We start from the raw sequence: 26,117 nt of genomic DNA, 5'->3' as shown, positions 1-26,117 counted from the left end.
TTGAGCCAAATTTAGCAAAATACACTAAATTTTATGTATTTTTATATGTATTATCTCTTTCTTTGCTTCAATATATAGATAGCACTTATTATCGCAACCATCGCCAAAAGAGCGATCGTAATCGCTAGAAGTGTCTGTTTGTCAGGATTTGTGCCTAGAAAGTAGCCAACTCCAAGCAAAACCGCGCACCAAATCCCAGCGCCAAGTGTGGTAAATAGGCAAAATCTAAAAATGTTCATCTTAGCAAGCCCAGCTGGCAGGCTGATATACTGGCGAATTCCAGGGATTAGGCGTGAGTTAAATGTTGAAATTTCGCCGTGTTTATTAAAAAATGCTTCAAATTTATCCATCTTTTCGTGAGTGATACCTACAAATTTGCCGTATTTTAAGACGATCTCGCGTCCAAAAAAGTAGCAAAGATAGTAGTTAAAAATGGCTCCAAGAAGGCTACCAAGCGTGCCTGAGATAAAAGCAAGCGCTAAGTTCATCTCGCCTTTGTGAGCTAGATATCCAGCTGGTATCATCGCCACTTCGCTTGGAAATGGAAAAAATGAGCTCTCTAAAAACATCATCACAAATATGCCAGCATAGCCCCAGCTACTCACGCTTGATACGATAAAATCAATAATGTCATGTAGCATTTTTACTCCGAAATTTATCTTAAGTGAGGCATTGTAGCAAAGCTTTATTTACTAATAGTAACTAACAAAAGCGATAAATTTTAAAAAAGATAGTTAAAACAAAAAGCTATAAGGTTTAAATTTAAAGGTAAAAGTAGGGCGAAAGCTCGCCCCGTTTTTAAAATGCAGGTATGACCTCGCCTTTGTAGCGAGTGATGATGAAATTTTTAGTATCAGGGCTAAGCACCGCATCAACTAATGCTTTGATCTTAGGATTGTTCTCGTTGCCAGCTCTTGTGACGATGATGTTGGCGTATGGGCTGTTGGCGTCTTCAAGCAAAAGTGCGTCTTTTGCCACGCTCATGCCAAGATCAAGGACGAAATTTGTGCTAATAGCAGCGATATCGACATCATCAAGCGTTCTTGGGATCTGAGCGCCTTCTAGCTCGACAAACTGCAAATTCTTAGGATTTTTAGTTATGTCATTTACAGTTGCAACTTTTACGTTTTTATCGATCTCGATAAGACCAGCTTTTTCTAAAATTCTAAGCGCTCTATTGCCATTTGACGGATCGTAAGCGATCGCTACTTTTGCGCCATCTTTTAGATCTTTTATGTTTTTTATCTTTTTAGAGTAAAAGCCAAGTGGCTCTACGTGCACGCTTGCAACGCTTACAAGATGCAGGCCTCTAGCCTTGTTTTGCTCCTCAAGATATGGCAAATGCTGAAAGAAATTTGCGTCTAAGCTGCCATCTTCTGTGGCGACATTTGGTATCGAATAGTCTGAAATTTCAGAGATAACAAGATCATAGCCCTTATCTTTTAGCTTTGGTTTTACAAATTCTAAAATTTCAGCGTGTGGTACTGGTGAGACTCCAACAGTGATAGTGTGGTCCTTGTCGGCTGCGTGAAGGCTTAGAGCAACTAAAGATGCGGTTAAAAGTTTGATAAATTTCATTGTTTTTCCTTTTTTGATTTGAAGCGACGCTAAAAAGGTAAAAGCTTTTACGTCGCTTTTTATAAATTTAATTAAAACGCTGGGATGATAGCGCCGTTATATTTTGTCTCGATAAATTTCTTAACTTCTGGTGAGTTGATCGCTTTATCAAGAGCCTTTATTTTAGGGCTGTTCTCGTTGCCAGCTTTAACAACTACGTAGTTTACGTATGGGCTATCTTTGCTCTCGATCACAAGCGCGTCTTTTGTTGGATTGAGATTTGCATTTAGCGCGTAGTTTGTGTTGATAACTGCGATAGTAACGTCATCAAGCGTTCTTGGCACTTGAGCAGTCTCGATCTCTTCAAATGTAAGTTTTTTAGGGTTATCAACTATATCAAGCGGAGTTTTTAGTGGGTTGTTGTTTAGCTTGATAAGTCCAGCGCTAGCTATGATGTCAAGTGCGCGGCTCTCGTTTGTTGGGTCATTTGGGATAGAAACAACTGCGCCATCTTTTAGCTCTTTTATGTCTTTGATCTTTTTAGAATAAACTCCCATTGGCTCGAGGTGTACGCCAACTGTTTTTACAAGGTGAGTGCCTTTGTTTTTGTTAAATTCTTCAAGATATGGGATGTGCTGAAAGAAATTTGCGTCAAGGTCGCCGTCCTCTGTCGCAAGGTTTGGCGTGGTGTAGTCGTTAAATTCTTTGATCTCAAGTGTGTAGCCATCTTTTGCCAAAATAGGCTTTACAACCTCTAAAATTTCAGCATGTGGGATAGGTGTAGCACCGACGATTATTGTTTTTGACTTGTCAGCTGCATTTGCGCTAACGCTAAGGCCTAGGGCAACTAAAGAGGTGAGAAGTAGTTTTTTCATTTATTATCCTTTTTTAAAATTTGCCAAGCACCAAAAAAGGATAAATTTAAGCTAGAAGGTTAAATTTCTTTTTAAGCGCTTAAGCTATTTCTAAGCACTTAAAAAGAAATTCTGTGCTTAGAGATTAGTCTTTCGACGACGCGTTTTTTAGTAGGCGGCACATCTGGCACATATCTGATTTCATCTTTTGTCCTTTCAGCTAAAATTAATTTGGCAATTTTAAGGAAAAAAGCTTAAAATCAGATAAAAAATGTGGCCTTATTTTTTTGAAATTTTATAGAGATAGTTGCCCAAAACTTGGAAAATTTGAACCATAATGATAAGAATAACCACGGTGTAGAGCATGATATCTGGGCGAAATCTCTGGTAGCCATAGTTTATAGCAACAGATCCTAGTCCGCCACCGCCAACAGCACCAGCCATCGCTGAAAAGCCGATATTTACGATAAGCGTTAGCGTAAATGCCGAGATGATACCAGGAAGTGCCTCTACAAACATAACGCGAAAGATGATCTGAAATTTAGAGCTACCAAAGCTTTGAGCAGCTTCGATGATACCTTTATCAACCTCTTTTAGAGCATTTTCAATGAGCCTTGCCACAAACGGAGCCGCTCCGATAGTTAGCGGAACGATCGCAGCTGTGGTGCCGATACTTGTGCCTACGATCATTTTTGTGACCGGAAAGAGCACGATAATGAGAATGATAAAGGGAAAACTTCTAAGCACGTTTATAACGATATCAAGCACAAAATAAAGCTGCTTGTTTGGCTTTAGTCCGTCTTTGTCTGAAAGGATGAGCAAAACCGCAGGTATGAGGCCTATGGCAAAGGCGAGCAGGGTAGAGACTATGCTCATATATAGCGTCTCGCCGATAGCTGGCAAAAGTATCCTAGAAAAAACATCTGGAAATTTAGAAAAGTCAATACCAAACATCAAGCAACCTCCCACAAAACGCCACTTTGCTTGATATAGTTAAGCACGTTTTCTTTATCTTTTTCATCTATATTTATGACAAGCGAGCCAAGGACGTTGTCGTTTAGCTTTTCAAGCTTGCCCCAGACTATGTTGAAGTCGATATTTAGGCTTCTTGCCATGTGTGTGATCACGCTGTTTTGAGCCACTTCTTTTGGGAAAAATAGCCTGATATTTGTGCCAGTGCTTGGCAAAATTTCAACTTCACCCAAAAACTCTTTCATCTTCTCATCTGGCTTTAAAAATAGCTCTTCAATGCTTCCAGAGCCTATGATTTTGCCGCCTTCTAGCAAAATCGCGCGTTTTGCGATCGATTTTACTACCTCCATCTCGTGCGTGACGATGACGACGCTGATGTCTAGCTCTTTGTTTATCTTTTCAAGCAGCTCTAAAATTTGATTTGTCGTGTTTGGATCAAGAGCCGAAGTCGCCTCGTCACTTAGTAAAATTTTAGGATTTAAAGCAAGCGCTCTAGCGATGGCGACACGCTGTTTTTGGCCGCCGCTTAGCTCGCTTGGATAGCTCTTTGCCTTGCTTTCAAGACCGACTAAATTTAAAAGCTCTCTCACTCTTTTTTCGGTCTCATCGCTTTTGTAACCCCAAAATTTAAGCGGAGTAGCGACGTTTTCAAAGACATTTTTTCTAGCCATCAAAGCAAAATGCTGAAATATCATCCCAACATCTCGCCTCAAATGTCTTTGCTGCGTCTCATCTAAATTTTTTATCTCTTGATCAAAGACTTTTAAGCTACCGCCTTGATAGCTTTCAAGTCCGTTTATGCACCTTAAAAGCGTTGATTTGCCAGCACCACTGTGTCCCACGATAGCAAAAATTTCGCCCTTTGCAACCTCTAAATTTACATCAAAAAGGATCTGCGTGCCGCCATAAAATTTGGTTAAATTTTCTATTTTTATCACTAAATTTTCCTTATTTTTAACTGCCTAAATTTATAAAATTTCTCGCCTTAGCTCATCAGCGCTCTTTGGCGAAAGAAGTGCTGGGGCTATATCAAATACACTAAATGCGCCACTCTCACCACTTTGTGCCAAGCGATATGCTGCTCTGGCATAGGCTACTAGCACGCTTGCTGTAAATTCTGGATTTGAGTCAAGTTTTAGCGAAAACTCGATCAAGTGTTTGTTCTCGCCATGCTCTCCGCTCACTCCGCTTCGTAGCACAAATCCCCCATGTGGGATACTGCCATGCTCTTTTTTAAGCGTCTCAAGGTCGATAAAATGCACGCTCGTGTCGTAGTCAGCAAAGTAGTTTGGCATCGTTTTTATCTCATGCTCTATACGTACCTTATCAGCGCCGTCCTGCGCCACTACGTAGCAATCACGCAGGTGTTTTTCCCTTGTGGTTAAATTTGGATTTTCCCCAGCGCGAACTCGCTCCAAGGCGCTATCTATGGGCACTGTGTATTGACGAGCGTCTACTACGCCTTTTATCCTGCGTATGGCGTCTGAGTGGCCTTGGCTAACGCCTTTGCCCCAAAATGTGTAACTGCTGCCATTTTCAAGCACGCTCTCGCCAAATAATCTATTTAGCGAAAATAGCCCCGGGTCCCAGCCAACAGCGATGACACCTACATTGCCACCTTTTTTAGCAGCAGCATCCACTGCAGCAAAGTGCTCTGGGATTTTTGCGTGTGTGTCAAAGCTATCGACGACATTAAACTCTTTTGCAAATTCTGGCGTTTGCGTTGGAAGGTCAGTTGCGCTACCGCCACAAAGGACTAAAACGTCAAATTTGCCCTTGTGCGATAAAATTTCATCCACGCTAAAAACTGGCGCACCACACGTTTTTACTTCGCTTGGATCTCTTCGGCTAAAAACCGCCGTAATCTCTAAATCCTTGCTATTTCGCGCCGCAAGCTCAACGCCGCGACCTAAATTTCCATATCCTAAAACTGCTATTTTTATTTTTTCACTCATTTTTGATCCTTTAAATTCTTAAATTTACATGCAAGATAGTGCAGGGCGATAAATTTCATTTTAGTTAGACAATACATTAGCACCCAAGGTAGCGTGACAACAACAAACTGCCAAAGAAACGCCACCCTTCAACTTTTGCCGCAAAACCTACTCGCCAAGAGCCTCAAGCTCTTCGCATACTTTTTTAAATTTAGCCTCAGCGTTCTGCAAAGCCTCTTTGTTTGTCTCTATCACATCTTTTGGCGCATTTGCCACGAAATTTTGGTTATTTAGCATGCCTGAGAGTTTGGCTATCTCTTTTTCAAGCTTTGTCTTTTGAGACCTTAGCCTTGTGATGATACCACTCATATCAAGCCCTTCAAGCGGGACAAATGCCTCTAAATTTTCGCTCACGTCTCTTATTGAGTTTTCTATTTTTTCATCTACAAAGCCGATCTCTTCGCATTTTGCAAGCAGTTTGATATACTCTTTTACCTCGTCAAGGTCTATTTTTTCATTAAATTTAACAAAGGCTTTTGCGATCTTTGAGTTGCCAAGATCGATAGTAGCTTTTGCACGGCGAATAGCGACGATCGCTTCGATAACTAGCTCAAATTTCTTCTCGACCTCTAAATTTCGCTCTTTTACCTCTGGATAGCTCATTACCATTATTGATTTTGCATTTTCAAGTTGTGTGCCGCTAAGCTCTTGAAATAGATACTCTGAGAGAAACGGCATGAAAGGATTTAGCAGTTTCATCGCCTCTTTAAATATACTTCCAAGCTCTTTTACACTCGCTTTATCAGCCTTGCTTAGCTCAATGCCCCAGTCGCAAAACTCATCCCAAAGGAATTTATAAAGTGTGTTTGCAGCGTCATTGAAGCGGTAGGCGTCGATGTTTTCGCGCACCTCTCTCACGCACTCGTTGAAGCGGCTGTTCATATAAATTCCAAGCTTTGTTTCAAGCTTGATATCCTCTAAATTTGGAAATTTGCTCTCATTTAACATGAGGTATTTGCTCGCATTATAAAGCTTGTTGGTGAAATTTCTTACCTGCTTCATCTTGGCGTCACTTAGCTTGATATCACGTCCTTGAACGGCTAGAAGAGTTAGCGTAAAGCGCAAGATATCAGCACTATACTCATTTATGCTATCAAGCGGGTCGATGACATTGCCAAGGCTTTTACTCATCTTTCTGCCAAACTCATCTTTTACAAGCGCGTGTAGGTAGATGTCGTCAAATGGCAGCTTGCCAAGGGAATTTTCACCCTGAAACATCATCCTAGCAACCCAGAAAAACAAAATATCAAAGCCAGTAATGAGAAGGTTGTTTGGATAAAACTCAGCCAAATCGCCTTCAAACCATTTTTCATTTTTTAGCTCATTTTCATTGCCCCAGCCAAGTGTGCTAAATGGCCAAAGACCAGAGCTAAACCACGTATCTAGCACGTCTGGGTCTTGGTGGATGTTTTTACTTTTACATTTTTTGCACTCGCATGGCTCTCCCTCGTCAGCCCACATATAACCGCATTCGTCGCAGTAAAATACTGGAATTTGATGTCCCCACCAAAGCTGGCGTGAGATACACCAGTCTCTTAGCTCTCTCATCCACGCGTTAAAGCTGTTTATCCAGTGTGGCGGGTAAAATTTAGCAAGGCCCTCTGAGACCTTTTGTATCGCTTCGTCTGCGATCTCTTTTTTGACAAACCACTGCTTTGAGATGTATGGCTCGACGACGTTTTTGCAGCGGTAGCAGTAACCTACTTGATTTTCGTAGTCTTCTATCTTTTCAACATTGCCAAGTTTTTCAAGCTCGGCTACTACGATATCTCTAGCCTCAAGCCTCTCAAGACCTGCGAATTTATCACACTTGTCGTTTAAGATGCCCTTTTCGTCAAAGACAGTGATAAACTCAAGGTCGTGCTTTTTGCCAACCTCGTAGTCGTTTTGATCGTGCGCAGGTGTGACCTTAACAAGACCTGTTCCAAACTCCATATCGACGTGCTCGTCTGCGATGATCTCGATCTCTCTATTTATGATAGGTAGCACCACCTTTTTACCGATTAAATTTTTATAGCGCTCGTCGTTTGGATTTACCATTACCGCCGTATCACCAAAGTAGGTCTCTGGACGGGTTGTAGCCACAACAACAAATTCGCTTGGCTTGTCTGCGAAGTAGTATCTCAAATGATAAAGCTTGCCTTTATTTTCTTTGTGCTCGACCTCGATGTCAGAGAGTGCGCCATCGTGCGTACACCAGTTTATCATGTAGTTTTTCTGGACTATTAGCCCTTTGTCATATAAATTTACAAAGGCTTTTTTCACAGCTTTTCTTAAGCCCTCATCCATGGTAAATCTCTGGCGTGACCAAGCTGGAGTGATGCCAAGTTTTCGCATCTGATGAACTATCATGCCGCCGCTTTTTTCTTTCCACTCCCACACTTTTTCTACAAATTTCTCACGTCCAAGCTCTTCTTTTTTGATCCCTTGAGCCAAAAGCTGCTTTTCAACGACGTTTTGAGTGGCGATACCAGCGTGGTCGAGGCCTGGCTGCCAAAGTGTCTTGTAGCCGTCCATTCTTTTATAGCGAGTCATGATATCTTGAAGTGTGAAGGTTAGGGCGTGTCCGATGTGAAGCGAGCCAGTCACGTTTGGAGGTGGCATCATAATGCAAAATTTACGTCCATCTTTTTGGATATCTTTGTTTGCGTCTATCTCGAAATATCCGCGTTCTTCCCAAATTTTATAAAATTTATCTTCTATCTCTTTTGCATTGTAAAATTCTGCCACTTTTGTATCCTCTTTCGTTTAAAAAATGCTTAATGTTATCTAAAATTTGTTTAAAAAAATCTTTGCAAAAGTGGGGAAATATGGGCTTGGGGCGGTTAAACGCCCCGAAGTTTAGATGACTATTTGACGTTAAAGCTTCTCACGGCTAGGTCGTAGTCATTTTGTCTTTCGTTGTACATATTTTCAGTTGTGACTGCACCAAGTGAGCATTTACCACCAAGTCTTACGCGATAAGGTGTGTAAAGCACGGCGTCTTTTTCGTCGCCACTTAGCGTGTAAAAGCTTAACACGCGGTCATCTTTTATGCTTTTATACTCAACTTGCAAGCTGTTTTTTAAGCTCTTGCTAAAGTTGCTTAAATTTTCATTTATCGGCTCAAAGCAACTACTTACGATCTCGTTTATAACGCCATTTTTAACCATTGTTTTTGAGTTTATCACCACTTTTGAATAGATGACGTCATTTACTTTTAGGCTGTCAAGACCCAGCTCTTTGCCTTTTTCATCGACAAAAACGCGGTAGATATCAAGCTCTTTTGGCTCGATCTTATGCTTAATATCAAGCGGCAAGTAAGCGTAGCTTAAGATAGTCGCATAAAGCTTATTTGAGCCTAGTGGAGTGATGCTAAATTCGCCATTTTTTGTAGTAAATGACGTGCTTAAAAGACCATCAAATTCTTTACTTTCGCCGTTATAGCTAAGCTTAAATTTGTTATTTTTCTCGCCGCTATCTTTGCCAAAGTAGGCATTTAGTGCTCTTAGCGTAAATGCACGCTCTTGCGTTGAGCTTAGCTCATTTAAATTTACTATCAAGAAATTTGCAAGGTCGTCTGAGTAGTCGTTTTTCTCAAAGTATTTTGCGTGCAAGTATAAGATAAAGGCGTTATCTCTTACTTTTGAGCTAAAATCAGATGCATTTTCCTCGCTTGTTTTAACATTTTTGATATCTTTTAGCGCAACCTTTGACTCGTCATTTAGGCCGTTTAGCTTTAGAGCTGCTGCCATTAGGTATTTACTTAGTGCTGTTTTATTGTAGGCTTTATCGTCGTAAATTTTATTTAAGATTGACCTATCAGCCATATTTGCACGTGAGCTTACATAAAGGGCGTAAAGTGCCTCAAGATCGTTGTTTGCGTATTTTAAGAGAGAGTTTAGCGCATTTTGTTTGACGCCTTTGCTTACCTCATATCCAGCCTCGCTAAGATCAAGTAGAACATCAGTTGCAAAGATGCTTGCAAATGCATTTGTCTCGCCTAGATCGCTCCAGTAGCCAAAGCTACCATCTGGTTTTTGCATCTTAACTAGCTCATCTATGCCGCTAACGATAAATCTCTTTTGATCCCCTTTTTCAAGCTCATTTTTTGGTTTTAAATTTAAAAGCGCAAGCAGTCTTGAGCTCCTTTGCTCTGCGCATCCGTAAGGATACTCTACTAAATTCTTTGAAGCTGCTAAAAGCACGCTTGAGACCGAGCTTGACGCATCAACACTCACATCGTGATAGCCTTTTGGGAGTGAAATTTTACTCTCTTTGTCAAAGACGCTGCTCTTTGCGTAGGTGCTGATCGTATAAGGGCTAACGACGTCAAGTAAATTTTGAAGCGTTTTTGAGCTATTTTTGTCGCTTATTGTTATATTGTATTCGCCAGCACCTGTTTCAAGGGCTGAAATTTTAAGCACAAACGCCTTGTTTTCAAGCGGCTTTAGGTTGGCTTTTTCTTGCGTTTTGATGTTTAAATTTTTGCTTGTTACGATGTTTATAGTAAGGTTTTTGTCCGTATTTGTTGTATTTATAAGCCTTAAATTTGCGCTTAATTCATCGCCTTTTAAAAGATAAACTAAAGCGCTTGGCTTAATAATCACATCATCTTTTACTTTTATCTCGCTATTTACGGCGTTCATTTCAGTTGCGTCATTTGCCACAGCATCTACTCTAATGGCGCCGTTAAAGCCATTTGGTGTTTTAAATTCGTATGAAATTTCGCCTTTGTCGTCCGCTTGAAGGCTCACTAAATTTGCATAAGTTTTTACATTTTTGCTATCAACTGGGCTTGCATGCTTTGCCATTTTTGCAGCCACTGCCATCGCCGCCATGTCACCACCAAAGCTTAGCGTTTTGCCCTCGACCTTGTAGTTTGTGAGCATATTATAAATGTCGTAGTCAAAGACGCCATCAGGTAAAATTTTGTCAAAAAACTTAAGCGGATCGGCTGGCTTTTGCGATGTGATATCAAGCACGCCAACATCTGTAATAAATAAATTTACATAAGCTTTTGGCTTTGTTTTTAGTGAAATTTTGATATTTTCATCGCTCTTTGCACTTTTTGGCGCTTCTAAGCTAAGCTCTATCTTTCTTGAAGATTTATCGCCGTTTGCATAGACCTTGCCGTAGGTTCTAAACGGAGTTAGCCCAGCGTCAGTCATGCGGTAGATATTTGCACTCACATAAAGACCACTAAAGTCAAAGTCAAGTTTAAATTTAACGTTTGCTGAGTTGTTTTTGATCTTGACGACCTTATAGGCTTTGACACCTGCATCTTCAAGCGTGACAAGTGCGATGCCTTCTTTTATGGCTGAGCTTATGTCTGCGCTTAGCTCGTCGCCTTTTTTATAGACGCTTTTGTTTAGTTTTATCTGAGACTTGCTAAGCTCTTTTGTAGGGGCTAGGGTTGAGTAGTTGTAGCCGCTCACGTCCATATCAAGGCTCGTGCTCGCACCACTTACTAAATTTGTAGCAGTGATGACGTATGAGCCACTTTGCGTAAATTTATAGCTAAACTCGCCACTATTTTTATAAAAGCTATCCACATCTTCAAGTGTTTGGATCCATTTTATATAGCCGTTTGCGTCCCTTTGATACTGCCATGAGACACGTTTTATATCAAATTTTAAATTTGACTTCACTGCCTTTTGGCTTGGCATATCAACGACGACTGTTCTTATCTTTACATCTTCGTTTGGATCAGCAAATGCCGTGCTAGCAGCGATGCCAACCATATCTTTATAAGGATAGAGCGTAAAGCTTTTTGCGTCACTTACATTTTTTCCATCGTCATTTACGTTGAAATTTATGACGCCTTTTATGATAGAAGGTGCGTTTTTAGTGTTAAAGCTAAGATCTATCATTTGGCTTGATTTGCCATCTTTTGAAAGAGTTAGATCATTTTCTATGCTTGGATAAGCAGCCGCTTTTAGGGTGTCGTTTTTAAATTTATACTCTTTAAATTCGCTATTTTTATACTCATCATCAAAGAAGCTAACCTGCATGCTGCCAGCTAGGTCGCTAGCTGCTCCGCCAAAGAGATAGCTACTTGTCAAATTTACCTTTACTAGCTCATTTGAAAAGAATTTATCCGCGTCTATGGCTATGTCATTTTTTATCTTGTTTGGCACGAAGCTCTCGACATAAAATGGCACGCTTGCTATCACCTTGCTAGCGTAGATTATCTGCATGTTAAATCTACCGCTTAGATCGCTTAAAATTTCTTTTTCAAAATTTATCATGCCAACATCATTTGTATTTTGCGTGATCTGGGCGCTACTTTTGCCTTGTGGATCGATAAATTTGATCTTAACTGGCATATTTTTAAGCGGGTTAAAGTCTCTATCTCTTAGATAGATAGCCCCTTTTAAGCTCTCGTTTGGTCTTATGATATTTGAGGCAAAATGCGTGTAAGCATCGATGCTCTCGCTTGGATTTTGACTGATAAGCTTTGCCTCATTTAGAGCTTCGCCATCTTTTATGATGAGGAAATTTTGCTCTTTGCTAAGTGAGACGACGACTGATGAGATCTCTTTGTAGATATCTTTTTTGTTAAATTTAAAGACGCCAACGTCATTTGTCGCGCCAACTGCGATCTCTTCGTTTCTTTTGCCATAAATTTTTACATTTGCGTTTGGCAGCATTGTGTTTTCGCCAAGGCGGTTTGCAAAGACGAAAATTTCATCCTTGCCAAGCTTTGCATTTATGGCGATGTCGCTTAGATAGACGACCTTTGCGACGCTCTTATCTTTGCCGTAGTTTAAGCTTATCTTATAAACTCCGTCTCCTGCTCCTGTAAAGTCAAGCTTGATCTTATTTAGTGAAATTTCGTTTAATGCACCTTCTAGCTTGTAGCTTTTGCTTGCTACTTTTGAGCTAAAATTGCTTAAATCTTCACTATTGTCGTTGAAATTTAAAAAGTATCTAAAATTTTGATCGCTTAACTTTTCAACGCTCACATTTAGCTCAGGTAAATTTGCACTTCTAATGCCGATCTCTCCAACACTTGAGATATAAGGCTCTTCATTTGTGAAATTTGCAAATGGAGTGAAGTTGCTAGCGACCACCTCATAGGTTTTAGCCTCCTTTACGACATTTCTATCGTCTCCAAAGCCTGGCTTTATCGTGATCTCGTAGCTATTTTGCGGTTTAAACTCATCGCTTGTGATATCAATGTAATAATCATACCCCTCAAGCTCAGAATTTGGCGCGCCATTTTCATCGTCACTTTTATATGCCACGTCGCTTATGCTAAAGCTTTTTACGCCTTTTATCTTTATAAATTTCTTTAGATTATTATCATCGCTTAGCCACTCTTTTAGATAAATTCTAAATGCTAAGATGCCGTTATCAAGGCTTGTTGGATAGATTTTAGCTATCTCAAAGCTTTTAGCTTCGGCATTTATATTTACGCTCTCATCGCTTGCTTGCTCACTAAATTTCACCACGCCATCGCCTGCTAGTTTAGCGCCAAATTTACTCTCAAAATTTTCTCCAAACTCAAAAATAGGCTCGCTTATATTTTTATCAAGATCAAGCTCAAAGCTGTTTTGAGAGAGCTGCAAGGCGTTAAAGCTTGCGCTTTTTACGGCTATTTTTTTCACAAGCTCTTCGCTAACTTCGTCATTAAATTTAAGGATAAATTTGCTATCAGTGAGCTTTTCTATCTTCTCAAGCGCAAATTCTTTCGTCTCAAAGCTAGCGCTGCTGCCATTTTCTAACTTACAGATGTATTCAGCACCTGCGTGCATATCTTTTGTAAAAAGCGTAAAGCTTTGAGCGTTAAATTTCACCGTGCCACTTAGTGCTGGCTCGCACGAGATAAGCTTTTTCTCGCTTAGCGTGCCTATGAGATTTTTGCTAACATCATCTTCTAGCCCAAATTCCACGCTTAAAGGCGACTTCACCTCGACATTGCCATTTAGACTTAAAGCATATAAATTTACTGCTCCTAAAAGTGCTAGAAGTAGCGCTTTTTGCTGCATTTTATCTCCTTAGTTTTATTGTTATTTCACTTTGATTTGAGTTTTGATCAAGGCACTTTAAAGTGTGCTCGCCAAGAGTTAAATCTAGCCTTTTTTCACTTGCATTTTCTATCTTAGAAAAGTTCAAATCATCCACTTTTAGGTAAATTTCATCACCTAAAAACGCGTAGCATTTTAGCATAATTTGTGTTACATTTTCATCTGTCACGATCTCTTCGCCGTCATACGGATAGGCAAAAACTGGCTTTTTATCCTTAAAAACTGAAGCACAAGGGCTATTTTTGACCTCGTCTTTGTCTAAAAAGCCATTTTTTATCAAAAACTCAAGCTCTTCGCCCCTTAAACTCTCGCATTTATCTTGCAGTTTAACTCCAACTATCCTATCATCAAGCGCCGTTTTTTTGCATGTTTCATAGCTAAAAGCATCAAGGCAGGTTGGCACTTTTTCGATGCCCTCTGGCTCGCTCATAAACTCTAAATTTTGCCTTTGCGCCGTGATCTTAAACATATCAAAAACGATCTTTGAAACGTCATTTAGCCCAGTTAGCTTGTCAGTTTTTTCGGCGTTAAAGTTGCCCACCCAAACGGCAATCGTGTAGTTTTCATTGACACCTATGGCGTAAAGATCGCGTGAGTTTGCGCTAGTACCAGTTTTAAAGGCGATCTTTGGCGTGTTTTGCGCGTATTGCCAAGCATTTTTTAGATATGACCTTGAAGCTTCGCTCATCATTTTAGCGGTTAGATAGGCGCTTTGAGGCGAGATGAGGGTTATGTTTTTATCTTCATTTTTGTAGTTTTTGCCAGCAAACTCAAGCGGCCTATAAACGCCATTATTTGCGTATATCGTATAAAGATGCGCAAGATCAAGCAGGCTCATCTCAGCACTACCTAAAACTATCGAAGAGCCATAAAACTCCTTGTTTTCATCAACTAAATTTACCTTTTCAAGCAGCTCATAAAGCGAGTTGTCTTTTAGCTTTAAGTCTAAATTTATAACTGGGATATTAAGGCTAAAATTTAGAGCATCTTTTGCGCTTACAAGCCCCAAAAAGTCGTTACTAAAGTTCTTTGGCACATATTCATTGACATAAATTTGCGTATCGATTAGCTGTGAGCTTGGCGTGATAAGCCCGCTATCAAGGGCTAGCGAGTAGATAAAAGGCTTTAGCGTGCTGCCGGTGTTTCGCTTCATATTTAGGGCTGAGTTTTTGCCGTCGCGTGCGCGCTCATCGTGAGAGCCGATAAAGGCAACAACGCTCATTTTTTTATTATCGATGACCACGGCTGCGGCGTTATTTGCGTTTTTAGCCTTTAGCGAAAACATCGCGTCTTTTAAAATTTTAAGCATATCTTTTTGTAAATTTAGATCCAAGCTCGCCTTTGAAATTTGGTTTTTAAAAGCGACATTTGCGTAGTCGCTAGCATTTACGACAGCTCTTATCCTTACATTTTTAAATGGCTCAGCTTGAGCTCTTTTAAATGCGCTAAGATCAATTAAATTTGCCTTATAAAGCATCTTTATGACCCTGTTTTTTAGGGCATTTATGTTTGATACGCGGTCAAGTCTATTTTTATTTGGATTTTTTGGTATTGTGCTTAAAAGTGCGGCCTGAGCGTAGCTAAGCTCATTTAGCTCTTTGCCAAAGTAAAAGAAGCTTGCCGCCTTTGCTCCCTCGATATTGCCGCCATATGGGGCTAAATTTAGGTATAAATTTAAAATTTCATCCTTGCTAAAGTGAAGTTCAAGCTGAAATGCTCTAAAAATTTCTCTTATCTTATTTTTATAGCTCCTATCACTTGGCTCAAGCATCCTGGCTACTTGCATCGTGATAGTGCTAGCCCCTATGCGGTTGTCACTTCTTAGGTTGTGGAAAAATGCTCTAAAAATGGAGGCAAAATTTACGCCAAAATGGTAGTAAAAGTATCTATCCTCAAAGAGAACGACGCATTGTTTTAGCGAGTTTGGGAAGCTTTGCTCGTGAAATCTCCAAATTCCATCGCTACTAAGCTTCATATTTATGATCTCGCCATTTTTATCAAGCAAAATTTTGGCTTCGTCTTTTTTGAGTGCATCTAAATTTAGTGGATAAATTTGATCAAGTATCAAAAAAATAGCGACCATTAGAGCCAAAAATAGGGCAAGAAATTTTATAAATTTAAACTTTTTCATCGGCGTGATTATAGCTGTTAAAGTTTAAGTAGCTATAATTAGACCTTTTTAAAAAAGAGGAAACAATGCCCTTATCTAGGTTAAACAAAGAACAATACACCGCCGCAACTGCGCCATTTGGACACAATCTCATCATCGCTTCAGCTGGCACTGGCAAGACTAGCACGATTGTCGCTCGCATCGCTCATCTTTTAAATTTAGGCGTAAAGCCAGAGAAAATTTTGCTTCTAACATTTACCAACAAAGCAGCCAGCGAAATGATAGAGCGCTTAAATAGGTATTTTGACAAACAAATCACCTCCAAAATCACCGCAGGCACTTTCCACTCGGTCTCATTTTCGCTTTTAAAAAGCCTTGATAAAGGCGTCACGCTAAAGCAGCCAAGCGAGCTAAAGACGCTTTTAAAAAGTCTTGTTGAGAGGCGTAAATTTTACCACTTAAGCGACGTCAAACCTTATGGCGGGGCATATCTATACGATCTTTATTCGTTATTTCAAAACAGCGAGCAAGGCACTACTTTTGGCAAATGGATAAGCGATAAGAGCGAAGAGCAGGGCGTTTATGCTGAAATTTATGAAGATGTGCTAGAGGAGTTTGAGGCTGAGAAGGCTAAATTTTCTTACGCTGACTTTAACGACCTTCTTATAAAAATGCGTGATGAGCTAAAAAAGGGGGCAAATTTAGCTTATGATGAAATTTTGATCGACGAGTATCAAGACACAAACACGCTTCAAGGCAGTCTCATAGACGCATTTAAGACAAAGAGCCTCTTTTGCGTGGGCGATTTTGACCAGAGCATCTACGCATTTAACGGTGCAAATATCGAGATCATTGGCTCATTTAAAGATCGCTTCCCAAACGCAAATATCTACGCTTTAAATGTAAATTACCGCTCAAGTTCAAGCATACTAGCTCTCGCAAATAAGGTGATAAACAACAACCCAAGGCTTTATGAAAAGCACCTCACAGTTAGCCGAGAGGGAAATTTCAAGCCGCCAAGGCTGCTTGTCTATAACGAGCTTTTTGATCAGTATCAAAATATCGCCGATATCATCTCGTTTTCGCCATTTAATAGAGAAAATATCGCCATAATTTTTAGAAATAACTCATCAGCTGACGGCATCGAGGTCGCGCTAAAAGAGCGAGGTATCGGTTCAAAGCGAAAGGGCGGGGTGAGCTTTTTTGAGAGCCGTGAGATCAAAGCACTCATCGACATCATGGGAATTTATGTCAATCCAAAAGATATAATGGCATTTATCCACATCTGCGAATACGCAAAAGGCGTTGGCAGCGCAGTTAGCAAGGAAATTTTTGACGCACTACTTAAGCTTGGACATGGAAATTTGATAAAAGGGATAGTTGAGCCAGATGAGAGCGTAAATATCTCATCAAACAAAAGGCGAAACTACCAGCTAGGCCTTTTTGACGACCTTGACGAATTTGCCGAGGTTTCAAGGTTTTCTAAGCTTGGCTTTAGCGATAAATTTCTAGGGCACCCTGTGCTAAAACTACAAAAGCTAAGCGAGAGTGGGGCGCAGTTTTTATATGAAATTTACAACTTTTTAAGAGGCATGAGAAATATCTCAAAGCCAGCCACGATGATAAATGAGATAAAAACTAGCAAAATTTACTCGTTAATCGTCGAAAACATCAGCACAAAAAGGGCAACTCTAAAAAATGGCAATGTTGATCTAGCGCTCAAAGAAGAGGTCAAAGAGCGTATAATGGCAAAGAGCGTGGTGCTAAGCGAGCTAGCTAAAAAGTATCAAGATATCAGTAAATTTTATAACTTCTTAGCCCTTGGCAGCAACGAGATGAGCGAAGGGCAGGGCGTTAGCTTGCTTAGCGTGCATGCGAGCAAGGGGCTTGAGTTTGACCAAGTTTTTATAGTAGATCTCGCGCAAAACCGCTTTCCAAATTTAAAGCTAATGAGCATGGGCGGCAGCTTAGAAGAAGAAAGAAGGCTCTTTTACGTAGCAGTAACAAGGGCTAAAGACGAGCTATATCTAAGCTATGCAAAATACGACAAGATAAAGAAGGTGACTTATCAGCCAAGCAGGTTTTTGATAGAGGCTGGCATGGCACAAGAGGAAGCATAAAGAGTATTTACTCTTACGGAGTAGAATTTACCAATTTTTTACAAAGAGAAGTGATGAAAAAATCTAAAATTTTAATAATCCTACTTATTTTAGGCGTCGGTGGATACTTTGCCTACGATAAATTTTTTAAGGCAAAAGATGAAAAGGTGGAGTTTATCACCAAAAAGGCAAAGAAGGGCTCATTTAGCAAAAAAGTCGATGCGACTGGAGAAATTTTCGCCACAGAGCTAATCGACGTGGGAGCTCAGGTGAGCGGTCAGATAAAAAAGCTCTACGTTAAGCTTGGAGATCAGGTAAAAAAGGGCGATATGATCGCAAGTATCGATAGTTCGACCCAGCAAAATAGCATCGACAATAAAGAGGCACAGCTTGCTATCTACAAAGCCCAGCTTGAAAGCGCAAAAGTAGCTCTAAATATCGCAAAAACGCAGTTTGATAGAGAAAATGCACTTTTTGCCAAAAATGCCACTTCAAAGCAAGAATTTGAAAGCGCAAAAAACACTTTTAGCGCAAACAGCGCAAAGATAAAGGAGCTTGAAGCGCAGATCAAGCAGACAAATATCGAGCTAAGCACTGCTAAGATAAATTTAGGCTATACAAAGATCACCGCACCAAGGGACGGCACCGTTGTAAGCGTGCAGGTTGAAGAGGGTCAAACTGTAAATGCCAACCAAACTACGCCAACTATCGTAAATATCGCCGATCTTAGCCATGTGAAGATGAAGATGCAAATAGCAGAGGGCGACATCACCAAGATAAAAGTCGGCACGCCAGTTGAATACTCGATCCTCTCTGAGCCAACGAAGAAATTTCAAACGACTGTTAGCTCGATCGACCCAGGGCTCACCACACTAAGTGATGGCAGCTACGGCTCAAGCAGTAGCAGTAAGTCTTCATACTCAAGTAGCTCTAGCAGCAGCTCGGCGGTCTATTACTACGCGCAAAGTATCGTTGATAACAAAGATGGAATTTTAAGGATAGGCATGACCACGCAAAACGAGCTTTTAATAGCAAATGTTGAGGACGCCATCATCGTGCCAAGCATCGGCATCAAAAAAGATGAAAACGGCACTTTTGTCTATGTGCTAAAAGATGGCAAGCCCGTAAAAACATCGGTCAAAACTGGCATAAAAGATAACCTCGATACGCAGATAATTAGCGGTATAAATGAAGGCGACGAGATCATCACATCTCAAGGCTCATCAAGCGAGATCGCCAAGATGATCGCAAAAGAACATAAGAAGTTTTAAGTGATAAGTCTAAAAAATATCACCAAAAGCTTTAAGCTAGGCGAAAATGATATAGAGATCTTGCATGGCATAAATTTAGAGATAAAAAAGGGCGAGTTTATAGCCATCATCGGTCAGTCTGGCTCTGGCAAATCAACCCTGATGAACATTCTTGGCTGCTTAGATAGCCCAAGTGGTGGAGAGTATTTGCTGGACGGCAAAGATATATCAAAATTTGACAGCGACGCCCTTGCCAAGCTTAGAAGGGATAAATTTGGCTTTATATTTCAAAGATACAACCTTCTTAGCACGATGAACGCCCTTGAAAACGTAGCGCTGCCAAGCATCTACGCAGGTGCAAACAAGAGCGAGCGAGAGAAAAGAGGGATGGAAATTTTAGACTCTCTTGGTCTTAGCGAAAAAGCGAAAAATTTACCAAACAAACTTTCAGGCGGACAGCAGCAAAGGGTCTCCATAGCAAGGGCGCTGATGAATGGTGGCGAGATCATTTTAGCAGACGAGCCAACTGGCGCGCTTGATAGCAAAAGTGGTCTAAGAGTGATGGAAATTTTAGTTGATCTTTATAAAAAAGGTCACACCATCATCATCGTCACGCATGACCCAAAGATCGCCGAGTATGCTAGCCGTGTGATCGAGATAAAAGATGGCAACATCGTAAGTGACAATGTCAAAAATAGCAAAATTTACGAGGCCACAAAGCAAACTCAGCCAGAAAAGAGCAAATTTACCTACTATAAAGACCAGCTCATAGAGAGCTTTAAAATGTCGGTAAATGCGATGCTAGCTCACAAACTAAGGTCGCTTTTAACCATGCTTGGCATTATTATCGGCATAACCGCAGTCATTAGCGTCGTGGCCCTTGGCAAAGGCTCGCAGGAGCAAATTTTAGCTGGCATCAGAAAGATCGGCACAAACACGATCGATATCATGCAAGGCAAAGGCTTTGGCGATATGCTCTCAGGCAAGGTGAAAACGCTCTCCATAAGCGACGCAAACATGCTTGCTAAGCAGTCCTTTTTAGACTCTGTCACGCCAAATACAAGCACTTCAGGCGTGCTAACCTATGAAAATATCTCGCTAAGTGCGAGCCTAAAAGGTGGTGGAGTAGGGAGCTTTGACGTAAATGGGCTAAAGCTAGAAGAGGGCAGAATTTACGATGAAGACGAGGTTTTAAACTCTGATTCAGTCGCTCTAATCGATCAAAACACAAAAAATAGTATCTTTAAAAATGATGATCCTATCGGCAAGATCATACTTTTTAACAAAAAGCCACTTCGCATTATCGGCGTTTTGCAAAAGGATGATTTTAAGATTGGCGATGCTAGCACGCTTAAAATTTACGCCCCTTACACGACTGTGCTAAACAAGATCACTGGGGATAAATTTATAAGCTCGATCACAGCTAAAGTAAATGAAGGTGTCAATGCGCAAATCGCCGAAAAGAGCCTAAGCGAGCTTTTAGAGATCAAGCACGGCAAAAAGGACTTTTTTACAAGAAATTCTGACAGTATCAAGCAAACGATCGAAGAGACCATATCCACAATGCGCCTTCTCATCTCAAGCATAGCCGTCGTTTCGCTCGTAGTTGGGGGCATAGGCGTTATGAACATCATGCTAGTCTCAGTCACCGAGCGCACCAAGGAGATCGGTATCAAAATGGCAATCGGAGCCAGACAGAGCAACATCTTGCAGCAGTTTTTGATAGAAGCGGTGCTACTTTGCCTTATCGGCGGAGCCATCGGCATCGTCCTATCCTACGCTATCGGCTACATCTTTAACAACTTCTTAAACGGCTTTAGCATGATCTTTTCAAACGGCTCGATCGTGCTTGCACTTGTCACATCGATGGCGATTGGCATCATCTTTGGCTACATGCCTGCTAAAAATGCCTCAAAACTAAATCCAATAGATGCGCTTTCAAGGGAGTAATATGAAATTTCTAAGCCTAGCTTTAGTGCTCGTTTTAAGCGGTTGCGCTGTTAAAAATATAGATGAAAACTATAAGCAAATTTTACTTGAAGATAACGCCAGCCGTGAGCTAAATTTAGACACTTCTTGGTGGAAGCAGTATGAGCAAAGCTACCTTGATGAGCTTGTAGCGCTTGCGCTTAAAAACAACACCGACCTTGCAAAAGCTGCGATAAATGTAAATAAAGCGCTCGCTCAAGCTGGCGTTTTGCAGGCAAATTTAATCCCAAGCTTTAACGCTGGCATCGAGGCAACAAGTAGCAAAAACATAAAAGAGGGCGGCGCTTCTAGTGGAAGCTTTGGCTCAAGCATAGGGCTTAGCTACGAGCTTGATCTTTGGCAAAAGCTAGCAAATAGCAAAGATGCAGCGATGTTTGAGGCAAGGGCAACTAAATTTGATCTGGAAGCTAGTAAACTAAGCGTGATAAACTCCGTGGCAGACGCTTATTTTCAAATTTTATATCTAAACGAGAGCGTCAAAACTTATGAACAAATTTTAGAAATTTACAACAAGCTAAATGAGATAGTTGGGCTTAAATTTAAGCTTGGCAAAGAGGAGGCGCTAAGCCTAAAACAGATAAACTCGCAGCTCTTAAGCGCTCAAAATAAGATAGAAAGTGCCAAAAAAGAGCTTGTGAGTGCTAAAAAAACGCTTAGGATTTTGCTAAATGAGAGGCCAGAATTTGAGCTTAAATTTGAAGGTCTCACGCTAAGTCCCGTTAAAAGAGTGGGCGTTGATCTAGATGTGCCAACAAGCACCATAGCAAACCGCCCGGACCTAAGAGCGGCCATTTACCGCATAGAAGAGGGCATCTTAAACTACAAAGCGAGCCAAAAAGAGTTTTATCCAAGCATCACGCTAGGAGCTAGCCTCAAAAGTAGCACCGACAAAAAAGAGGAAGCCTTTAGCCTTAAATTTCTAAATGGCAACATCGCTTTGAATTTACCATTTTTAAACTACCACAAGCTAAAGTCAAATTTAAAGGTTAGCGAGGCAAATTTCGAGCTTGCAAAGCTAAACTACATAAGCACTCTAAATAGCGCATTAAACGAGATAGACGCATTTTACAAAGGCTACCTAAACGACGAAGCACTACTTGCTAACTACCAAGAGCAGATAAAAAACTACGAGGAGATTTCAAAAATTTACGAGCTAAAATACTCTTACGGAAAGGTTGAGCTAAAGCAGTTTTTAGAGGCTAAAAATAGCGAGCTAGAGGCCAAAATAGGGCTACTAAAAGCAAAATACACGCTTTTACAAGACGAGCTAAATATCTACAAAGCCATGGCAGGCAAATTTAATAGGTAAATTTATGAGCTTGGCTTGGGACTACGAGGCAAACGCATGCAGCAAAGACGCCAAATTTAGTGCTAAATTTGAAGGTTGCGAGGTCGCTATGGGCGCTCCAACCCTTGGCGAGCTAAGGCTTTTTGCAAATAGCGAGCATTATATAAATTTAAAAAATAAGCTTTCAAACCACGAAAAAACATCATCAGTGGATCAAAATTTAGTTAAAGATGGCAGCACCCATCAAATTTTACTTAGCGAGAGAGCAACTGCTTGTTTTTTATTTTCAGACGACTCTAAATTTCTAGCTTTTTCTGAATGGACGGCAGATAAAATGCAGATCATAAAAGTAGTACGCCTAGCTGATATGAGAATAAAAACCGCCGGAAAGCCAAAAAGAGTAGTGGAATTTCTCTCATTTGATGATGGCGTACTTGAAATTTTAGACTCACCGATCTTTATGCCCAAAAACTACACACTAGATATCCGCACGCTTTTTGACGATAAAATTTAACTCACGCACTTTAGCTTGAAAAATAGTTTTTATGCGTGTTTTCATAGTAAATTTAACTGCAAGCTCTTAAATTTAACACGCAAGATCGCTCAACTTTAAAAATTTAACGCAAATTTTGGTTTTAGAGTTATTAATAGCAAATTTAACTCCTTTCTCAAAATTTTAACGTGCAATTTCAATATTTGGCACTCAAAAACAAATATCACGCATTTATTCTATTTTATGCTACTCTTAAATTTAGCACGTATAAGATTGCCTTATCGGCTTTTAAAAAACACTCGCTTTGGATTAAATTTACATCAAAAAACGCCAGCTTGAGCGAGCGTTATACTTAACATTTATTCATCGCTTTTGCAAGGTCGGTGCACTGCATTTAAAAGCAAGAACCACAACTCCAAAGATAGCTCTTGCTCACATTTTCAAAATAGGGTAGATCAAATTTTAAGTTACGTATAAAATAGATGCAAATTTCACAATTTTTGAAAAGTGTAAAATTTAACTAATTTTCTTACAAATATTTTTACGCCAAATTTAATGGATAAATTTAGATCACACAAAAGATAAAATCCAAAATAAGCCTATAAATCAATATTTAAATTCATCTAAAAGAAAAAATAAGAAAACTAAAATAACAATTTGAAAATTACAGTTTTCAATACAAAATATATAAAATACTTTGCGTTTTACCTTTTGTCATATTTTAGCATTGCAATTATGGTTGATTTTAAATTTGCTTTTATGCTTGGTAATTTGAACTTGAATAGTTAAATTTTCAAAACTGGAGCAATAAATTTTAAAATTTGAGTAGAAATTTTTTTTGGTTCAAAAGCAAAACTTGCATTTGAAAATTAAATAAGTAGATATCCTTTGTGCCTATCAAATCACAATAAATGAATTTGCGTTTTTTCTAAAACTTATCTCTGATGTTTCTTTGGATGGTCAAAAAACAAAGCTTTTGCACTGCCCTCTTTTAGCTCTTTAAATTTACACTCAAACTCTATGCAAAAAATGCCTGAAGTTGGGATATTATCAATCGACGAGTCACTTAGATATTCGCAAATTTCAGTCACACTTGGATTGTGCGTGATGATGAAAATTTCATCTAAATTTTCATCTAAATTTCTTACAAACCCCAAAAGATCTTCAAAGCTTATGTCGTAAAGCTCATCTTTTATCTCTATGGATTTTTCTTTAAATTTTAAAGTTTTGGCGATAATTTTTGCTGTTTGCTCGCTTCTTTTAGCGCTACTTGAAAAGATAGCTCTTGGCATCACATCATACATTTTTAGCCTGCTAGCCATAAATTTAGCGTCCTCTTTTCCTTTTGGGCTAAGCTCTCTTGAAGCGTCTTTTGCGCCGTCTTTGTTCTCATCAACTGCTTTTGCGTGCCTTATGAAATAAATTTTGCTCATGATCTCTCCTTTGAGAAATTCTTTATCCAGCTAAGCTCTTCCTCGCTAAAACCTGCCTTTAAGCGGTCCTTTTCGTTGATCTCTCTGATGCTTTTAAATGAATTTGGATATAAATTTAAGATGATGTCAAAGTAGCTTTTCTCATCGACGCCCTCTTTTTTGCAGGCAAATTTAAACCACTTATCTCCCTTATAAACGTGAGAGACTTCCTCTTTTAAGATGACTTTTAGGCACTCTATAAGCTCTTCTTGCCCGCCCTCAGCTTCTAGCCTTTTGATAATGTGAGCGTTTGCATCAAGCCCGTTTGCCTCCATATATCTTGGCAGTAACGCCATGCGGCTAGTAAGTCTATCTGAAGTCTTTTGAAGTGCGATAAATAGGCCATCATGCACGCTTAGCTCGCCGTATCTGCCGCCCTGCTTTGTGAGTAAATTTTCTATCATACAAAAGTGCCTGATCTCATCCTCAGCCACCTCCAGCCAGTCCTCGTAAAACTCTCTTGGCAGCCCTCTAAATCTATAACAAGCATCAAGCGCGATGTCAATGGCGCTAAATTCGATGTGAGCGACTGAGTGGATGAAATTTAGGTTTTTATCTTTTGGCTTTGCCTTTTTGTTTAGCTCTTTCATACTAACGACGTCGCAAAATTTAGCGTAACATGGGGTAGTTAGCTCATTTGGCGCAGAAATTTCATCAAAACAAATATCCAAATTTGATCTAAATTTCTCGTAAAATAGCTCAAATTTTAAAAATTTAAGCCCCACGTCGCCTTCGTTTAAAATGTCCCAGATCTCATCAAAAAATCTCATCTGCTCTCTTTAAGTAAAATTTAGCATACAAACAGCCGACAGTCCAGCCTATAAAGTGCGCGTACCATGCGACATTTATGCCCATAAGTAGCGGCAAAAAGCTCATGGCAACAACTATGGCAAAGTAGCCAAACCACGACTTTTTGTCTGAGTAAAGCACTGAGGTCGCCAGCATGCCAAATAGCATACACAAAGCCCCGCTTGCACCGACTAAATTTATAAATTTCTCATTTTCAAATGCAAAATATATATAAATAAAGCTTAAAATTTGCGTCAAAACGCCGCCAACGATATAAAAAATGACAAATTTTTTCGTGCCAAGATATAGCTCGCTTATCGTGCCAACTTGATATAAAAAGATCATATTCATGAGCAAGTGAGCTGTGCCTGCGTGCATAAAGATAGATGTGAGGGGCTGAAATATATAGAGTTTTTCTAAAAAATAGACGTTTAAACCAAGCGCAAGCCATAGCTCACGCGAGTGCAAAAATGTGAAAGTAAAAAATGCAACTAAATTTAAAAGGATAAGCGCAAATGTAGCTGGGCTACTTAGCTTTGCCATATCCAGCAAATCTGTTTGCTGCTAAGCAGCTAGCGTTTGAGCACCTTACAACGTAGCTATTTATCTCTTTATCGCCCTTTAGATGCGTGTTTTTTTGTTTTAAATTCATATAGCTGTGGATGATCCTGCCGCCAGAGTTGTGGATAAATTTCACCGTCTCGTCTGGAAGTATGGCAGTTACGATGCCAACGTGAGTGACGTTTTTCTTGTCTTTATTTTTTTGTATGCCTTTGCCAAGAGTGTTTGAAAAGAAGATGAGATCGCCTTTTTTTGGATTTTTATGAGTGATCAAATTTTGGCTTTCATAGAAGTTGTAGATGGCTTTTGACTTTCTGCCACCCTTGCTGTAGTAGTTATTGATGGTTTTTTCATCAAAATACATATTTTTATATTTTGCATTTACGATAGATACAAAGCCTGAGCAGTCGCCCCCCGCTCTAGTATTTAAGTATTTTTTAAAAAATGAACCAAATTCTTTATCAGCTCTGCCGTCATCTTCGTCTAAAAGCTCACTTGAAGTTTGCCTGCTAAAGTCATTGTTTGAAGAGGCGGTTTGATTGTAGTCATTTTGTGGGATTTTAGGCTCATTTGAGGTGAAAGAACAACCTGTAAAAAGCGCAATACAAAGTGCAAAAAATATTCTTTTATTTATTAAACTTAACATATTTTTATCCAAAATAATTAATTTTCGTAAT

At 39.8% G+C, this 26,117-nt stretch carries 19 protein-coding genes; 5 read left to right on the top strand and 14 right to left on the bottom strand.

Features of this window, described 5'->3' with window-relative positions; all coding sequences use genetic code 11:
- Positions 1 to 50 precede the first annotated feature (50 nt).
- The 10 genes from F3G91_RS00440 to pbpC form a co-directional block, all read right to left on the bottom strand.
- The gene (locus tag F3G91_RS00440) at positions 51 to 641 is read right to left on the bottom strand and encodes a DedA family protein (RefSeq protein WP_149700361.1); all 591 of its coding nucleotides are present in this window, start codon (positions 639 to 641) and stop codon (positions 51 to 53) included.
- 157 nt (positions 642 to 798) lie between these two features.
- Positions 799 to 1,578: a MetQ/NlpA family ABC transporter substrate-binding protein gene (locus tag F3G91_RS00435; RefSeq protein ID WP_021092364.1), complete on the bottom strand. Its 780-nt coding sequence runs from the start codon at positions 1,576 to 1,578 to the stop codon at positions 799 to 801.
- A 71-nt stretch (positions 1,579 to 1,649) separates the two neighbouring features.
- Positions 1,650 to 2,432: a MetQ/NlpA family ABC transporter substrate-binding protein gene (locus F3G91_RS00430; RefSeq protein ID WP_149700360.1), complete on the bottom strand. Its 783-nt coding sequence runs from the start codon at positions 2,430 to 2,432 to the stop codon at positions 1,650 to 1,652.
- 258 nt (positions 2,433 to 2,690) lie between these two features.
- Positions 2,691 to 3,365, bottom strand: coding sequence for a methionine ABC transporter permease (locus F3G91_RS00425; protein ID WP_021086223.1), 675 nt, complete (start codon positions 3,363 to 3,365; stop codon positions 2,691 to 2,693).
- Positions 3,365 to 4,321: a methionine ABC transporter ATP-binding protein gene (locus F3G91_RS00420; RefSeq protein WP_103558060.1), complete on the bottom strand. Its 957-nt coding sequence runs from the start codon at positions 4,319 to 4,321 to the stop codon at positions 3,365 to 3,367. The genes F3G91_RS00425 and F3G91_RS00420 overlap by 1 nt, the downstream gene beginning before the upstream one ends.
- Positions 4,322 to 4,351: 30 nt before the next feature.
- Positions 4,352 to 5,338: a diaminopimelate dehydrogenase gene (locus F3G91_RS00415; RefSeq protein ID WP_149700359.1), complete on the bottom strand. Its 987-nt coding sequence runs from the start codon at positions 5,336 to 5,338 to the stop codon at positions 4,352 to 4,354.
- Positions 5,335 to 5,463 carry a hypothetical protein gene (locus F3G91_RS10560; protein ID WP_262974797.1) on the bottom strand — a complete coding sequence of 43 codons (129 nt, stop codon included), beginning with the start codon at positions 5,461 to 5,463 and terminating at the stop codon, positions 5,335 to 5,337. Before F3G91_RS10560 ends, F3G91_RS00415 begins: the two co-directional genes overlap by 4 nt.
- Before the next feature lie 22 nt (positions 5,464 to 5,485).
- Positions 5,486 to 8,107 carry a valine--tRNA ligase gene (locus F3G91_RS00410; RefSeq protein WP_149700358.1) on the bottom strand — a complete coding sequence of 874 codons (2,622 nt, stop codon included), beginning with the start codon at positions 8,105 to 8,107 and terminating at the stop codon, positions 5,486 to 5,488.
- A gap of 119 nt (positions 8,108 to 8,226) precedes the next feature.
- Positions 8,227 to 13,350, bottom strand: a complete 5,124-nt coding sequence (locus F3G91_RS00405; RefSeq protein WP_149700357.1) for an alpha-2-macroglobulin family protein — start codon at positions 13,348 to 13,350, stop codon at positions 8,227 to 8,229.
- Position 13,351: 1 nt separating this feature from the next.
- A complete protein-coding gene (gene pbpC, locus F3G91_RS00400) occupies positions 13,352 to 15,520 on the bottom strand; it encodes a penicillin-binding protein 1C (RefSeq protein ID WP_149700356.1) in 2,169 nt (722 codons plus the stop codon).
- A 65-nt stretch (positions 15,521 to 15,585) separates the two neighbouring features.
- Between pbpC and F3G91_RS00395 the strand changes: the two genes are divergently transcribed.
- The 5 genes from F3G91_RS00395 to F3G91_RS00375 are packed head-to-tail and all read left to right on the top strand — an operon-like array spanning position 15,586 to position 22,639.
- Positions 15,586 to 17,619 carry an ATP-dependent helicase gene (locus F3G91_RS00395; RefSeq protein ID WP_149700355.1) on the top strand — a complete coding sequence of 678 codons (2,034 nt, stop codon included), beginning with the start codon at positions 15,586 to 15,588 and terminating at the stop codon, positions 17,617 to 17,619.
- Positions 17,620 to 17,672: 53 nt separating this feature from the next.
- Positions 17,673 to 18,869 (top strand): efflux RND transporter periplasmic adaptor subunit, encoded by a 1,197-nt coding sequence (locus F3G91_RS00390; RefSeq protein WP_149700354.1) that lies wholly within the window; start codon positions 17,673 to 17,675, stop codon positions 18,867 to 18,869.
- Positions 18,870 to 20,798: a MacB family efflux pump subunit gene (locus F3G91_RS00385; protein WP_149700353.1), complete on the top strand. Its 1,929-nt coding sequence runs from the start codon at positions 18,870 to 18,872 to the stop codon at positions 20,796 to 20,798.
- Between the two features lies 1 nt (position 20,799).
- Positions 20,800 to 22,146: a TolC family protein gene (locus F3G91_RS00380; protein WP_149700352.1), complete on the top strand. Its 1,347-nt coding sequence runs from the start codon at positions 20,800 to 20,802 to the stop codon at positions 22,144 to 22,146.
- Positions 22,147 to 22,150: 4 nt separating this feature from the next.
- The gene (locus F3G91_RS00375; RefSeq protein WP_149700351.1) at positions 22,151 to 22,639 is read left to right on the top strand and encodes a flagellar protein; all 489 of its coding nucleotides are present in this window, start codon (positions 22,151 to 22,153) and stop codon (positions 22,637 to 22,639) included.
- Positions 22,640 to 23,553: 914 nt separating this feature from the next.
- On the opposite strand, the gene F3G91_RS00370 is transcribed toward F3G91_RS00375, so the two are convergent.
- The 4 genes from F3G91_RS00370 to F3G91_RS00355 are packed head-to-tail and all read right to left on the bottom strand — an operon-like array spanning position 23,554 to position 26,086.
- The gene (locus F3G91_RS00370; protein ID WP_149700350.1) at positions 23,554 to 24,051 is read right to left on the bottom strand and encodes a SixA phosphatase family protein; all 498 of its coding nucleotides are present in this window, start codon (positions 24,049 to 24,051) and stop codon (positions 23,554 to 23,556) included.
- The gene (locus F3G91_RS00365; RefSeq protein ID WP_149700349.1) at positions 24,048 to 24,860 is read right to left on the bottom strand and encodes a ferritin-like domain-containing protein; all 813 of its coding nucleotides are present in this window, start codon (positions 24,858 to 24,860) and stop codon (positions 24,048 to 24,050) included. The genes F3G91_RS00370 and F3G91_RS00365 overlap by 4 nt, the downstream gene beginning before the upstream one ends.
- Positions 24,847 to 25,422, bottom strand: coding sequence for a rhomboid family intramembrane serine protease (locus F3G91_RS00360; RefSeq protein ID WP_149700348.1), 576 nt, complete (start codon positions 25,420 to 25,422; stop codon positions 24,847 to 24,849). The genes F3G91_RS00365 and F3G91_RS00360 overlap by 14 nt, the downstream gene beginning before the upstream one ends.
- Positions 25,406 to 26,086, bottom strand: coding sequence for an NlpC/P60 family protein (locus tag F3G91_RS00355; RefSeq protein ID WP_149700347.1), 681 nt, complete (start codon positions 26,084 to 26,086; stop codon positions 25,406 to 25,408). Before F3G91_RS00355 ends, F3G91_RS00360 begins: the two co-directional genes overlap by 17 nt.
- Between the last annotated feature and the right edge of the window lie 31 nt (positions 26,087 to 26,117).

This window comes from Campylobacter concisus (genome assembly GCF_902460715.1).
Lineage (GTDB): Bacteria > Campylobacterota > Campylobacteria > Campylobacterales > Campylobacteraceae > Campylobacter_A > Campylobacter_A concisus_AK.
This window is presented reverse-complemented; position numbering and strand designations above follow the sequence as displayed.

Excerpts from the sequence above, each read along its gene's own strand:
- F3G91_RS00440 (WP_149700361.1), bottom strand. The coding sequence starts at position 641 with ATGCTACATGACATTATTGATTTTATCGTATCAAGCGTGAGTAGCTGG.
- F3G91_RS00435 (WP_021092364.1), bottom strand. The coding sequence starts at position 1,578 with ATGAAATTTATCAAACTTTTAACCGCATCTTTAGTTGCTCTAAGCCTT.
- F3G91_RS00430 (WP_149700360.1), bottom strand. The coding sequence starts at position 2,432 with ATGAAAAAACTACTTCTCACCTCTTTAGTTGCCCTAGGCCTTAGCGTT.
- F3G91_RS00425 (WP_021086223.1), bottom strand. The coding sequence starts at position 3,365 with ATGTTTGGTATTGACTTTTCTAAATTTCCAGATGTTTTTTCTAGGATA.
- F3G91_RS00415 (WP_149700359.1), bottom strand. The coding sequence starts at position 5,338 with ATGAGTGAAAAAATAAAAATAGCAGTTTTAGGATATGGAAATTTAGGT.
- F3G91_RS00405 (WP_149700357.1), bottom strand. The coding sequence starts at position 13,350 with ATGCAGCAAAAAGCGCTACTTCTAGCACTTTTAGGAGCAGTAAATTTA.
- pbpC (WP_149700356.1), bottom strand. The coding sequence starts at position 15,520 with ATGAAAAAGTTTAAATTTATAAAATTTCTTGCCCTATTTTTGGCTCTA.
- F3G91_RS00395 (WP_149700355.1), top strand. The coding sequence starts at position 15,586 with ATGCCCTTATCTAGGTTAAACAAAGAACAATACACCGCCGCAACTGCG.
- F3G91_RS00390 (WP_149700354.1), top strand. The coding sequence starts at position 17,673 with ATGAAAAAATCTAAAATTTTAATAATCCTACTTATTTTAGGCGTCGGT.
- F3G91_RS00380 (WP_149700352.1), top strand. The coding sequence starts at position 20,800 with ATGAAATTTCTAAGCCTAGCTTTAGTGCTCGTTTTAAGCGGTTGCGCT.
- F3G91_RS00375 (WP_149700351.1), top strand. The coding sequence starts at position 22,151 with ATGAGCTTGGCTTGGGACTACGAGGCAAACGCATGCAGCAAAGACGCC.
- F3G91_RS00370 (WP_149700350.1), bottom strand. The coding sequence starts at position 24,051 with ATGAGCAAAATTTATTTCATAAGGCACGCAAAAGCAGTTGATGAGAAC.
- F3G91_RS00365 (WP_149700349.1), bottom strand. The coding sequence starts at position 24,860 with ATGAGATTTTTTGATGAGATCTGGGACATTTTAAACGAAGGCGACGTG.
- F3G91_RS00360 (WP_149700348.1), bottom strand. The coding sequence starts at position 25,422 with ATGGCAAAGCTAAGTAGCCCAGCTACATTTGCGCTTATCCTTTTAAAT.
- F3G91_RS00355 (WP_149700347.1), bottom strand. The coding sequence starts at position 26,086 with ATGTTAAGTTTAATAAATAAAAGAATATTTTTTGCACTTTGTATTGCG.